This window comes from Pseudomonas sp. Sample_11 (genome assembly GCF_004307505.1).
Classification (GTDB): domain Bacteria; phylum Pseudomonadota; class Gammaproteobacteria; order Pseudomonadales; family Pseudomonadaceae; genus Aquipseudomonas; species Aquipseudomonas atacamensis.
This window is the reverse complement of record NZ_RCOD01000073.1, coordinates 1-11,749: the sequence shown is the minus strand read 5'-3', so window position 1 is coordinate 11,749 and position 11,749 is coordinate 1. Positions and strand designations below refer to the sequence as shown.

General features: G+C 61.2%; 13 protein-coding genes. 6 read left to right on the top strand and 7 right to left on the bottom strand.

Annotation, left to right across the window (positions count from 1 at the left end; all coding sequences use genetic code 11):
* Positions 1-28: 28 nt before the first annotated feature.
* The 7 genes from cobJ to D8U60_RS19965 form a co-directional block, all read right to left on the bottom strand.
* Entirely contained in the window at positions 29-1,729 is a 1,701-nt protein-coding gene (gene cobJ, locus D8U60_RS19995; RefSeq protein WP_130900751.1) for a precorrin-3B C(17)-methyltransferase, read from the bottom strand.
* Positions 1,729-2,460: a precorrin-2 C(20)-methyltransferase gene (locus tag D8U60_RS19990; RefSeq protein ID WP_122693333.1), complete on the bottom strand. Its 732-nt coding sequence runs from the start codon at positions 2,458-2,460 to the stop codon at positions 1,729-1,731. The genes cobJ and D8U60_RS19990 overlap by 1 nt, the downstream gene beginning before the upstream one ends.
* Positions 2,460-3,086, bottom strand: a complete 627-nt coding sequence (locus D8U60_RS19985; protein ID WP_024011415.1) for a precorrin-8X methylmutase — start codon at positions 3,084-3,086, stop codon at positions 2,460-2,462. The genes D8U60_RS19990 and D8U60_RS19985 overlap by 1 nt, the downstream gene beginning before the upstream one ends.
* Positions 3,079-4,377: a precorrin-3B synthase gene (gene cobG, locus D8U60_RS19980; protein WP_130900750.1), complete on the bottom strand. Its 1,299-nt coding sequence runs from the start codon at positions 4,375-4,377 to the stop codon at positions 3,079-3,081. Before cobG ends, D8U60_RS19985 begins: the two co-directional genes overlap by 8 nt.
* Positions 4,378-4,533: 156 nt before the next feature.
* Positions 4,534-5,184 (bottom strand): hypothetical protein, encoded by a 651-nt coding sequence (locus D8U60_RS19975; protein WP_130900749.1) that lies wholly within the window; start codon positions 5,182-5,184, stop codon positions 4,534-4,536.
* A gap of 52 nt (positions 5,185-5,236) precedes the next feature.
* The gene (locus tag D8U60_RS19970) at positions 5,237-6,274 is read right to left on the bottom strand and encodes a hypothetical protein (RefSeq protein WP_130900748.1); all 1,038 of its coding nucleotides are present in this window, start codon (positions 6,272-6,274) and stop codon (positions 5,237-5,239) included.
* Entirely contained in the window at positions 6,198-6,869 is a 672-nt protein-coding gene (locus D8U60_RS19965; protein WP_130900747.1) for a hypothetical protein, read from the bottom strand. Before D8U60_RS19965 ends, D8U60_RS19970 begins: the two co-directional genes overlap by 77 nt.
* A 224-nt stretch (positions 6,870-7,093) precedes the next feature.
* Here D8U60_RS19965 and cbiE point away from each other — a divergent pair, with 224 nt between their 5' ends.
* The 6 genes from cbiE to D8U60_RS19935 all read left to right on the top strand — a co-directional run.
* Positions 7,094-8,305 (top strand): precorrin-6y C5,15-methyltransferase (decarboxylating) subunit CbiE, encoded by a 1,212-nt coding sequence (cbiE, locus tag D8U60_RS19960; protein ID WP_130900746.1) that lies wholly within the window; start codon positions 7,094-7,096, stop codon positions 8,303-8,305.
* Positions 8,298-9,395 (top strand): cobalt-precorrin-5B (C(1))-methyltransferase, encoded by a 1,098-nt coding sequence (locus tag D8U60_RS19955; protein ID WP_130900745.1) that lies wholly within the window; start codon positions 8,298-8,300, stop codon positions 9,393-9,395. The genes cbiE and D8U60_RS19955 overlap by 8 nt, the downstream gene beginning before the upstream one ends.
* Complete coding sequence (locus tag D8U60_RS19950) at positions 9,392-10,108, top strand: cobalt-precorrin-6A reductase (RefSeq protein ID WP_130900744.1); 717 nt, start codon at positions 9,392-9,394, stop codon at positions 10,106-10,108. Before D8U60_RS19955 ends, D8U60_RS19950 begins: the two co-directional genes overlap by 4 nt.
* Before the next feature lie 317 nt (positions 10,109-10,425).
* The gene (locus D8U60_RS19945; RefSeq protein WP_073471760.1) at positions 10,426-10,824 is read left to right on the top strand and encodes a DUF2946 domain-containing protein; all 399 of its coding nucleotides are present in this window, start codon (positions 10,426-10,428) and stop codon (positions 10,822-10,824) included.
* Between the two features lie 48 nt (positions 10,825-10,872).
* Positions 10,873-11,352, top strand: a complete 480-nt coding sequence (locus D8U60_RS19940; RefSeq protein ID WP_073471757.1) for a copper chaperone PCu(A)C — start codon at positions 10,873-10,875, stop codon at positions 11,350-11,352.
* Between the two features lie 21 nt (positions 11,353-11,373).
* On the top strand, positions 11,374-11,749 hold a 376-nt coding region (locus D8U60_RS19935; protein WP_130900743.1), incomplete at its 3' end, for a DUF2946 domain-containing protein.

The following is an 11,749-nucleotide window of genomic DNA, read 5'->3' as shown; positions in this document are numbered from 1 at the left end:
GCAGAGAATTGCATGAGCGGAGGTTTTTTCAGGACAGCGGTTTTTCACCATACCAACGCGGCGTGTACACCCATTCACCGCCCCCGGCACGGGCGAAGGTGCAGGTGGTCGAAGAGCCGATCAACACCATGGTGCGCATGTCCACCTGTTCCGGTGTCAATGCACCCAGGGTCGTGGTGCGCAGCGTCTGCCCCGGCCGGCCGATGTCCCGACCAAGGACCACCGGTGTTTCAGGCAAGCGGTGCTGCGCAACAATCTCCAGCGCCCGGCCCAACTGCCACGGGCGCGCCCGGGAAATCGGGTTGTAGAACGCCAGGGCCAGATCCGCTTCGGCGGCCAGATCCAGACGTTTCTCGATGATCGCCCACGGCTTGAGGTTGTCCGACAGCGACATCACGCAGAAGTCGTGGCCCAGCGGCGCACCGGCCTGAGCCGCAGTGGCCAGCGAGGCGGAAACGCCCGGGAGGATTTCCAGATCAACGCTGTGCCACGCCGGATCGTCCGATTCGTGCAGGGCTTCGAGCACCGCAGCGGCCATGGCGAATACGCCCGGGTCGCCCGAGGAAACCACGATCACCGAGCGGCCTTCGGCGGCGAGCCTGAAGGCATGGCGGGCACGCTGCATTTCTTCGCGATTGTCGGTGCAGTGCTGCACCTGATCATCGCGGAACGGGCCGGCCATGCGCACGTAGGTTTCATAGCCAAGCACATCGGTGGCGCGGGCCAGTTCGGCTTTCACCGCGGGCACCATCAGTTCGGCGGCGCCGGGGCCAAGGCCAATGACCGCGAGGCGACCACGCGGGCGGCCGATCTGCGCGACGTCCAGCGGTTGCTCGGCAATCGCGATCGCCAGATGTTCTGCGCTGATCACCTTCGCCGCAGGCACTGCAACCCGGGCCAACGCCTGAAGATCGTTTTGCGCTGCGACGAAGCGCAGCGGCACGCCCAACTCGAGCGCAGCCTCGCGCAGATTCGATGCGGCCATTTCAGCGTCCGCTGCCACCAGACACGCCAGTGCTGGCACGGCGACGCTGGCCTGTTGCAACGCAGCGCGAATGGCGTTCGGCAGATCCGCCACGTCAGCGCTCACTGCCACCGCCACACTGCGCGGGTAAATCAGCAATTCATCGGCACTGGCCACCCGCTGCGCACTGCTCACATGAATCGACCGCTGCGCCTGCGGATCCTGCGGCAACTGCGCCTGATCCAGCCACGGCGCCGCGCCTTCGATGCGCACGCTGTGCCCGGCGAGCAGATCGGAAACGAAGCGTTTGCCCGATTCCAGATCAGCCAGTGCGTAGCCGCTTGGCGGATTGAGCAGGCAGGTGCCAAAGCGCAATTCGCCGCTGGTGGTGATCGCCGGCGCCACTTGCAGCGCCGCCGCAATCTCCCGGGCCATGACATTGACCCCGCCGAGGCCACCGAGCAACGGCACCACCGCGCTGCCGTCTTCGGCCACCGCCAGCACCGCCGGTTCGGCGCCTTTCTCCAGCAACAGCGGCGCCAGCGTGCGAATGACAATACCGGCCGCGCACAGGGCAATGATCGGTGTGTCCTGTTGATACAACGCGCGCAGGGTCGCGCCGAATTCCTCATAGCGGCTGTCGGCGCCTTCAACCCGTCCGGTAAGGCCATGGATTTGCGCCGCCGGATAGACCTGTTGAATGCGCCGCGCCGTGGCGAGGCTGCCCTGGCCGAGGATGACGATGGCGGGAGTCGCTTGGCTCATCAACCTTGCCACCGTTCGCCCGGGACGATGATCAGCGAGAAGTACGGCGAGGACATCGGCTCGACCTGATCCATCGGCACGATCTTCTGATTGGCCATGGTCGCGCGCTCGACATACAGCGCGCGCTCGGCGAGACCGAGTTCTTCCAGCACCTGACGCACCTTGGGAAAGTTGCGTCCCAGTTTCATGATCACCGCCGCATCGGCATCGGCCAGACGCCGCTTCAATTCTTCCTGGGGCAGCACGCCGGAAAGCACCGACAGGCTCTGATTGCGATACACCAGCGGCGCGCCGAGCACCGAAGCGCCGCCGAGCATCGAGCACACGCCGGGCACGACTTCGGCCTCATAACGGCTGGCGAGGCGGTCATGCAGGTACATGTAGGAGCCGTAGAAGAACGGGTCGCCTTCGCAGATCACCGCCACATCGCGGCCGGCATCCAGATGTTCGGCGACCGCCACAGCGGCTTCGTCGTAGAAATCGCTGATGACCTGTTCATAGGACAGCGGCGCCGGCAACGCCTCGGTGGTCACCGGATAGACCAGCGGCAGCAGATTCTGCGCCTCGACCAGATGCGCCTCGATGATGCCGAACGCATTGCCCTTCTTGCCCTTGGCCACGAAATACGCGACCACTGGCGATTCGCGCAGCAGGCGCAAGGCTTTGACAGTGATCAGTTCCGGGTCACCGGGGCCGACACCGAGGCCGATCAGACGTCCTTTGGCCTGCATCATTCGATCTCCGTGGCGAGGGCATTGACGGCGGCGGCGGCCATGGCGCTGCCGCCCAGCCGGCCTTGCATGATCACGAACGGCACGCCGCGACTGTCGGCGGCCAGTGCCGCTTTCGACTCGGCAGCACCGACGAAGCCGACCGGGAAGCCAAGGATCAGTGCCGGTTTTGGCGCGCCGGCGTCGAGCATTTCCAGCAAGTAGAACAGCGCGGTCGGTGCGTTGCCGATCACCACCACACTGCCTTCGAGGTGCGGGCGCCACAGTTCCAGCGCGGCGGCCGAGCGGGTGTTGCCCAGCTCACGGGCAAGCTCAGGCACGCTGTCGTCGCGCAAAGTGCAGATCACTTGGTTATTGGCCGGCAGACGCGCGCGGGTCACGCCTTCGGAGACCATCCGTGCGTCGCAGAGAATCGGCGCACCGGCCGCCAGAGCATCGCGCCCGGCCTTGCCCGCGCCCTCGGAAAATTGCAGACCGTCGACGGCCTCGACCATGCCGCAGGCGTGGATCACCCGCACCGCGAGTTTCTCCAGATCGGCGGGAATGCGCGCCAGATTGGCCTCGCGGCGAATGATCGCGAAGGAGTTGCGATAGATCTCCTGACCGTCGCGGATGTAATCAAGCATCAAGGGGGCTCCGGGAGCGGGCGTCGAGCAGGGTCGCGACCGCTTCAATAGTAAGGTTGCAGGCGTGCAGCGTGCCGAATCCGGGCTGTGCTGCATCGCGAAAATAGAGGTCGTAATGACCGGGGGCGACGGCCAGCAGCGTGGCTGGCGCGCAATGGGCGGCGGCGCAGGAGCGCGAGCAGCCCGACAGGTGCACGCTGAGCCCTGCGGGCAGCAAAGGTGCCAGTTGCCGGGCATCCTGTTTGGTGTCGGCAAGGCCTTTGCCGCAGCCATCGGCGCCGGTGCAGGCGATCAGCCTTGTCAGCGGTTCGGCGTCGGTCGTCAGCAGGCCCAACGCCCGCAACTGCTCAAGCACGTTGTCGGTATCCGTGGCTTTCACGTTCGGCAGCAGCAGGCTCTGCCACGGCGTGAAGCGCAGACTGCCATCGCCAGACTGTCGGGCCAGTTGCGCCGCGCCACGCAGCATCGCCGGATCGAGTCGGCCCAGTGGCGGCTCCGCGCCGACGTAGCAGCGACCTTGCGTGTTCTGCTGATGAGCGCCGATGTGCAGTGCGTCTGCCGACGTCGGGCGCTGCCAGTTGCTGATCGCTTTGAGCGATACGCGCTCGCGCAACGATTCCAGAAACGCGAGCCTGGGCAACTCGTCGAGCAGATGGCGCATCCGTGTTTGCTCTGGCCGGGCCAGGTCGAGGAACAGTTCCAGCACGGCGACCACCAGCGCGTGAGCGTTGTCCTGGGTCACAGCGCCGAGAGGCCGATCGATCGGGCAACCGGCCAGACCGAATGCCCAGAGGATATCGCCGTCACGCTCGAACGCCGACAGCCACAGATCATGCGGATGCTCAAGCATTGCCAGCGCTTCGCCGCCATCGAGCTGCACGGCGAACTTGGCGCTCAACTCATGGAAGCGCGGATGGCTTTGCAAGGTGTCGAGGATTTGCCCTGCGAGCGAGCGCGTGTCGATCAGCATCTGCCGATCGATGCCGGCGGCCGGGCTGAGCATCAGATTGCGCACATCGTCGCCGGCAGCGTTCTTTGGCCCGAGGCCAGCGGCCAGCAAGCGCTCGATCAGCGCTGCCGATTGCGCACCGATGCCGCGAATCTGCAGATTGCCGCGATTGGTCGCTTCGATCGCACCGCTCGCAAACGCTTCGGCGGCAGCGGCCACCGCATCGGCCTGATCCGCGCTGATCGAACCGCCATCAAGCTTGATCCGGCAGATACCGCCGTCCAGTGCCTGGACGATACGCAGCAACCCCGGGCAGGCCGAGGGGCGTAAGGCAGTGGACATCGGGCGTTCGTTCAAGGGGCTGACCAGTTGTGTGGCAGAAGCGCTTCGCGGGCGAAGGCGCGGTATTATGCCTGCTTTGCCCACCGGTATGAAAAGTCTGCCCTCTGTCTCGACCGGTGGGGCAGGCAGGCTTCAATTGTTGCCTCTGCCGCGCTCTCAGGTCAGGGCGATAATCTGCTTTTCGCGCCGCTCACCCAATAACGCAATAATCCTGGCTCTCGAGAAACAGTAATCATCGGCATCTATAAGAGCCTTGTAGCAATCAACAGCAAGGTTGCCCAATATCTGCTCAGCATTGAAGCGTCGCTCAAGCACATTGCCCGGAACAGGCTCTTTGACGGCAAACGAAATGACGACCATCGTAAGCGTCGATTCCGCAGATACGCTGCCAAGCATGAAGCGAATCGACTTGCCCTCTTGCAGAATATTTCGCTGAAGCAACTCAAGGGCCGCACCGTTGCTCTCCAGTTGCGAGGTCAGATTGGCAATTACCTGTTGGTTCAAAACTGCCGGCGCCCATCCTTGCAAGAGTTCTTGAGTCAACTCCAGCAGAGTAAAAGTATCGGGCGTAGTGACCGGCGCGCTAATAACCGGATCGTCGAAAAACAAAGCACCGGTGATTTTCAAAGCCGTTTTATTGGCGTCATTCCATGCATCGCATTCAACAGCATCGGGAACTTTATGCGAGGCGACCGTTTGTGAATAAAGCAGCGCATCGAGACTGTCATCAATGTCAGATGCCGACAGCTCTTTACTCACCAGCACTAATGCCCCTGCGCATACGAAAACCTTTGAAATCGCGAACATTTGCATCTCCCACAAAAAAACCAGAGGCTTGCGCCTCTGGCATTAATCACTTTCAGACCGATTGGCCAAACTCGTAGCTGAGCGCTTTCTCACGTTGCTCAGTCAGAGCCTTGACAATCAATGGTTCTACCATTGCATAGTCTTCCTCATCCATATACATCGTGGCGCCGGCGTTATAAATCTCCACAGCAGATGTTGCCCATTCTACAAACAGTACTTTGGTAGGTTGAGCCGAAGCCAGATATTGCACAGCAGCGATTGCCAGGGTGATACCACCTTCATCATCCTGCGAAGCCGCACTCATGCAAAAGTTGCCACCTTCGGCTTTCTTCGAGTTGTTCTCGAACAGCGTCAGGGCCTGTGGTTCATTTTTCAGTGCATCCATGGTCGCATCTGCCACAGAGGACAATACTTTAAGGGCTGCCTGGCCCTGCCCTACCGCAGCACCAACAGCGGTATGCAGAACAGACAGGACAACATTGTCCATGGTCAGCTTTTGCGAAGTAGCGGTATATCGATTATAAGGCTGGCTGAAAGCAAACCAGCCAGCCAGTTTCATCAATCGCATAAACTCGTTATAGCGCTGTTCTTTCTGGTTGGACGCCGGATATTTGAGCAAGGCAACCAGATCGGCATACATGTAGGTGTTTTTAACGATTCGCTTGCTGCGCTTGGACATGCTTGCATCAAAGCCTGCAATACCCGAGCCCATGATTGCAGCATTCAGTTCATCTTTATCAATCGGCAAGCTACTGCCAACACTTGCCGAACGAGAACGCAGCACTGGCTGCGCAGCGATAAAGTCATTGGTTTGTGCAATCAAACTAAACCGCTCAACAGCGGACATTACATCTTTATTCAGCTCAGTCATAAATGGATTCCTTTCATGGTTAAAACACCGACTTGGTGTGGAAAACAAACTAACCACAGCACCGGAGTTAATCAAATCGAAAATCCATGCATTTAATTTCAGACCGTCATACAAACCATCAAACAAAGCTGTACAACTAACATCAAGCGCCCCGAGCCAACTCAATTTCACGCGCGCGCATATCAAGCACTGCAGCAGCCAACTGAAGCCGATTTTCATTTATCGCGGCAGACCTGATCAAAAAGCGCCTGGAGCGGATATCAAGCTCCGAACCCGTATGTTGAATAGTCCAGAACAAATAGGTAGAGGACCACTTCGCATCAAGCAAGCGAACATTACTGACGACAATCTCCAACTCCCTATTGAAATTGTATTGAGCAGGAGAAAAACGAAAATCGCTCCACTCCCGAGCGCTGCCTCTAAATACGTCTATGGCGTCCGAATGTGTCTCAAGCATATGGAACGCTTCCTTCATTAGCCCGACTTTTTCCCGACTTAGTTGTTGCGACAAGGATCGCGCCCAGACGTCCAGCGCATTGCCGGTAAAGTTCTTGTCAACATGGATTACCGGAGCCTGCTCCAGGCTCCAGCCGACAGACCAAAGCACCCCAGAATAATATTCGAACCAAGCAGCTGGCTCACTGTTTCTGTTATGACGCAAATCGGCTCTGTATTCTGCCCAGCGCATACTGTCTTTGACGAATCGTTTGTCTTCCGGCGTCAACCCGGAAAAGAAGGACAACAGATTATTCCCCATCACTGTCGCACTGCCTTGGTTGGGCAGTGCCGAGATACTGTTCAAAACATTGCTCATTTCAATTATCCATTCGATTATTCAACTTACTAAAAAGTACCTTCCAGATAGTCACAAGTACTTTCAGCGGAACGCCGATTCAATACTTGCGAAGAACTCGAAAAATCACAAAAAACAATGTAAACATTCAATGTCGGCGCTCCTGAAAAAAGGACAGCAGCCAGTTATCGATTGTCGCGTTATCATGTCGCCCGCTTCGCTGGACGCAGGATCTGGAGTATGAAATGGGCGATTGGCTGACCGTTGTGGGTATTGGTGAAGACGGCTTCAAAGGCCTGGGCAAGAACGCCCGGCGTGCTCTGATGGGCGCTTCACGGATCGTCGGCGGCCAGCGTCAGCTGGATCTGCTGCCGCCGTGCATCGGCGGCGAGCGGCAATTGTGGCCGAGCCCGTTTTCCCTCGCGCCAGTGCTCGAGTCGCGTGGCGAGCCGGTCTGCGTGCTGGCCAGCGGTGATCCGATGTTTTACGGCGTCGGTGCCAGTCTGGCGCGTCATGTGCCGAGCGCCGAGATGGCGATCATCCCCGCCCCTTCGTCCTGCGCATTGGCCGCGGCGCGCCTGGGCTGGCCGTTGCAAGAGGTGACGGTTGTGTCGCTGGTGGCGCGTCCGCTGGCGGCGCTCAATGCGCATCTGTTCAGCGGCGTGCGTCTGTTGCTGCTGAGCAATGACGGCAGCAGCCCGGCCGCCGTTGCGCAATTGCTGTGCGAGCGTGGTTTCGGCCCAAGTCGCATGACTGTTCTGGAACATCTGGGCGGCGACGCCGAGCGGCGGATCGAACGCCGCGCCAGCGAATGGGACGACCTGGCGGTCGCCGACCTCAACGTTATCGCTGTCGAGTGTCTGGCCGAACCCGGTGTTACCGGCCTGTCGCGCCTCGCCGGTCTGCCCGATTCGGCGTTCCGTCACCACGGCCAGTTGACCAAGCGCGACGTGCGCGCCATCACTCTCGCCCGTCTGGCGCCGAAGCCCGGCGAACTGCTCTGGGATGTCGGCGCCGGCAGCGGCTCGATCGGCATCGAGTGGATGCGCGCGCACCCGAGCTGTCGTGCCATGGCGGTCGAGGCCGACGAAGGACGTCAGCAATTGATCGAACACAACCGCGATGCGCTGGGCGTACCCGGCCTGCAACTGATTCGTGGCAAGGCGCCGCAAGCGCTCAATGGCCTTGAACGTCCGGAAGCGATTTTCATCGGCGGCGGCGTCACCCGCGAGGGTGTTTTCGAAACCTGCTGGGACCGGCTCAAGCCCGGCGGCCGATTGGTGGCCAACGCCGTGACCCTGCAAAGCGAAGTCACCCTGATGCACTGGCGCGAACAATACGGCGGTGAGCTGACGCGCATCCATGTCGCCCAGGCGCAGCCGCTCGGCGAGTTCGACACTTGGCGTCAGGCGTTGCCGATCACCCTGCTGGAACTGGTCAAACCCCTCGATGCGTGACGAAACCGCCGAACAACCCGCGCCCCTGCGCAGCGGCCTCACCACCGGCAGCTGCGCCACCGCCACCAGCCTCGCCGCCGCGCGCCTGTTGCTCACCGGCATCGCTGCCGACGCGGTGCACATCACGCTGCCCAAGGGCAAACAGGTGCAGATGCGCCTGGAGTTCTGCCGCCTGAGCGCGGGCGGCGCCGAGGCCGGTACGATCAAGGATGCCGGCGATGACCCTGACGTCACTCACGGCGCCCTGCTCTATTCTCAGGTGCGACTGTGCGCCGAACCGGGAAATCGCTTCAACGCCGGTGTCGGCGTCGGCACGGTGACCCGACCGGGTCTGGTATTGGCCGTCGGCGAACCGGCGATCAATCCGGTGCCGCGCAAGATGATCAGCGATCACCTGGCCTTGCTCGCCGCCGAAACCGGCTACGGTGGCGGCTTCGAGGTCACGGTCAATGTCGAGGGCGGCGCAGAACTGGCGCTGAAAACCATGAATCCACGGCTGGGCATTCTTGGCGGCCTGTCGATCCTCGGTACCAGCGGCATCGTCCGACCGTTTTCCTGCGCCGCTTACATCGCCTCGATCCATCAGGGCATCGACGTAGCGAAAACCAACGGCTATCTGCACATCGCCGCGTGCACCGGCAACGCCAGCGAAGACACCATGCGCCGGGTCTACGACCTGCCGGAAATTGCCCTGATCGAGATGGGTGACTTTGTCGGCGCGGTGCTGAAGCATCTGCGCAAAGTACCTGTGGATAAACTCAGCCTGTGCGGCGGCTTCGGCAAGATCAGCAAACTCGCCGCCGGGCATATGGATCTGCATTCGCGGCATTCGAGCATCGATTTGCCGCAGCTGGCCGAATGGGCGGCGGCGATTGGCGCGGACCCGGCGTTGCAGCAAGGCATTCGCGAGGCCAATACCAGCCAACAAGCCTTGGCCATGGCGAGTGCGGCGGGCATTGCTTTGGGGGATGAGGTTTGTCGCCATGCGCTGAATTTCGCTCGCAGCGTAGTGCCGGCGCAGATCCAGGTCGAGGTGTTTGCCATTGATCGTCAGGGCGGGATTGTCGGGCATGCCGGAGGTTTTGTATGAAGCGGATCTTGTTGCTCGGCGGCGTGACTGAAGCGCTGGCGATTGCCCGCACGTTGGGGCCGCAACATATTTACAGCCTCGCCGGCGTTGGCCGGGTGCCGAGCGATTTGCGCTGCCAGGTTCGGGTCGGCGGCTATGGCGGCGCTGAGGGTCTGGCGCAGTTCATCGCCGATGAAGGTGTCGATCTGCTGCTCGACGCCACGCACCCGTACGCTGCACAAATCAGCGCCAACGCCGCCCGCGCGGCACAGCTTGCCGGCATTCCCTGCTGGGCCTTGCGCCGCCCCGCCTGGCAGCCGCAAGCAGGCGATGACTGGCGCGAGGTCAGTGACTGGGCCGAACTGATCACAGCGCTGCAACCGTTCCACCGCCCGCTGTTCACCCTCGGCCGTGAACCGCTGCAACACCTCGACGAAATCCCCGCCCACCAGTTCTGGACCCTGCGCGCCCTCGACGTCTATCCCGGCAACGCGCGCTGCGAAGTGATCGGCGCCCGTGGGCCGTTTCTGCTGGAAGACGAGCGAGCGCTGTTCGAGCGCCGACAGATCGATGTATTGATCAGCAAGAACAGCGGCAGCACCGCCACCGAGCCGAAGCTCGAAGTGGCGCGCGAGCGCGGCGTGCCGGTGCTGGTGTTGAAGCGCCCGGGGTTGCCGGGGGTTGATCAGGAGTTTGAATCAGTCGCTGAAGTCCTCGCTGCCCTTTCCCACTGAATCGGCACGGCCCTTTGTGGGAGCGAGCCTGCTTGCGAAGACGTCAGCACCAGTAGTCTTCCATTGTCTGACACAGCGCTTTCGCGAGCAGGCTCGCTCCCACAGGAACCGTGGATGTTGCTGATATCTGTGCACACTCACAAAATTTGTGGGAGCGGGCTTGCCCGCGAAGGCGTCAGGTCTGGCACTGCAAATTCAAGTAGCTACACTCCTTTAACAGCTCACTGCGACACCAAACCGCACGACGCTTTTTTACTTATCGGCCCTGATCAGGCTAAATGGGCCGCGCCTGATCGCCCACCCAACGGACCTGTCCCATGAACCGACGCCGGTTAGCATTTGCCTGGATCGCCTGCCTTGCAGTGCTGTTCAACATGCTCGCCATGCCGCTGAGCGGGGCGATGGCGCAGGCGGCCAGTTCACCGGCCGAGCAGATACTCTGGAGCAGTTTCTGCACCGGCAGCGGCATGAAGATGGTGGCGATCGACATCGGTGCCACGGATCAGAAGGCTCCGCAGAACGACAGCCATTCGAACATGCAGCACTGCTGGTGTTGCTCAGGTGGGGCGCCATTGCTGGCGCTGCCGGGGCATTCGCCGCAGCTGTATTTCGCGCAATTTGAAAGCAACCGCAGCGTTGCGCCCGTCTCCCTGCAAGCCCCGACGCCGCGCCAGCAATGGCCGAGTCTCAATCCCCGTGCTTCCCCTCTGGTCTGATTTGTTCGCGCCACAAATCCGCGTTTCAAATCGTTCTGGAGAACTGCCATGTTGAAGAAACTCTTCGTCCTCGCTGCGCTGTTGTTGCCGGCGTGCTTCGCTCATGCCCATGAATACAAGGCAGGTGCGCTGGAAATCGCCCACCCGTGGTCGCAGGAACTGCCGCCGAATGCGCCGACCGTCGCCGCCTACTTCATCATCCACAACACCGGCAAAAGCGCCGATCGCCTGCTCAGCGTCGACTCGCCCATCGCTGCACAAGCGCAGTTGCACGAGCACGTGATGCAGGGCGATCTGATGAAGATGCAGCAAGTGCCGAGCGTGGAAATCCCCGCCGGCGGCACCGTGACCTTCGCGCCGATGGCTTACCACGTGATGCTGCTCAACCCGAGCGATCGCAGCCTGCTCAGCGACGGCAAGCGTTTCCCGATGACCCTGCATTTCGAAAAGGCCGGTGACGTCAGCGTTGAAGTTGCCGTGCAGAAGAAAGCGCCGGAATCCGCTCAGGGCCACGTGCACGCTCAGTAACCGACCCGGCTGACTTCGCCCATGCGCTCGTTGCGCGTCAGGCCCGTCCCGCATCACCGTCAGACTCAAGCGCTGACGCGTGGCAGCTGGATCGCCCTGTTCGCCATGCTGATGATCTTCATCGGTCCACTGATTTCTCAGTCGATGCCGATGGATCAACACGCCTCGACGTCGATACCAATGAGCATGGACATGTCGATGGACATGCCCGGCATGGATCACAGCGGCCATGCAGCCCAGCCTGCGGCCGAGCATTGCCCGCCGCAATCTTCGCATCACGTGCTGTGGGAAAAATGCGGCTATTGCAGCCTGCTGTTCAATTGCCCGGCACTGACCGGCGGCGGCGATTTCGTCGCCTTCAACATCCCGCCACCCAACACCTTCACCCCACCCTCCC

Excerpts from the sequence above, each read along its gene's own strand:
- cobG (WP_130900750.1), bottom strand. The coding sequence starts at position 4,377 with ATGTCCACTGCCTTACGCCCCTCGGCCTGCCCGGGGTTGCTGCGTATC.
- D8U60_RS19945 (WP_073471760.1), top strand. The coding sequence starts at position 10,426 with ATGAACCGACGCCGGTTAGCATTTGCCTGGATCGCCTGCCTTGCAGTG.
- D8U60_RS19950 (WP_130900744.1), top strand. The coding sequence starts at position 9,392 with ATGAAGCGGATCTTGTTGCTCGGCGGCGTGACTGAAGCGCTGGCGATT.
- cbiE (WP_130900746.1), top strand. The coding sequence starts at position 7,094 with ATGGGCGATTGGCTGACCGTTGTGGGTATTGGTGAAGACGGCTTCAAA.
- cobJ (WP_130900751.1), bottom strand. The coding sequence starts at position 1,729 with ATGAGCCAAGCGACTCCCGCCATCGTCATCCTCGGCCAGGGCAGCCTC.
- D8U60_RS19975 (WP_130900749.1), bottom strand. The coding sequence starts at position 5,184 with ATGTTCGCGATTTCAAAGGTTTTCGTATGCGCAGGGGCATTAGTGCTG.
- D8U60_RS19940 (WP_073471757.1), top strand. The coding sequence starts at position 10,873 with ATGTTGAAGAAACTCTTCGTCCTCGCTGCGCTGTTGTTGCCGGCGTGC.
- D8U60_RS19955 (WP_130900745.1), top strand. The coding sequence starts at position 8,298 with ATGCGTGACGAAACCGCCGAACAACCCGCGCCCCTGCGCAGCGGCCTC.
- D8U60_RS19985 (WP_024011415.1), bottom strand. The coding sequence starts at position 3,086 with ATGCTTGATTACATCCGCGACGGTCAGGAGATCTATCGCAACTCCTTC.
- D8U60_RS19990 (WP_122693333.1), bottom strand. The coding sequence starts at position 2,460 with ATGCAGGCCAAAGGACGTCTGATCGGCCTCGGTGTCGGCCCCGGTGAC.
- D8U60_RS19965 (WP_130900747.1), bottom strand. The coding sequence starts at position 6,869 with ATGAGCAATGTTTTGAACAGTATCTCGGCACTGCCCAACCAAGGCAGT.
- D8U60_RS19970 (WP_130900748.1), bottom strand. The coding sequence starts at position 6,274 with ATGAAAATCGGCTTCAGTTGGCTGCTGCAGTGCTTGATATGCGCGCGC.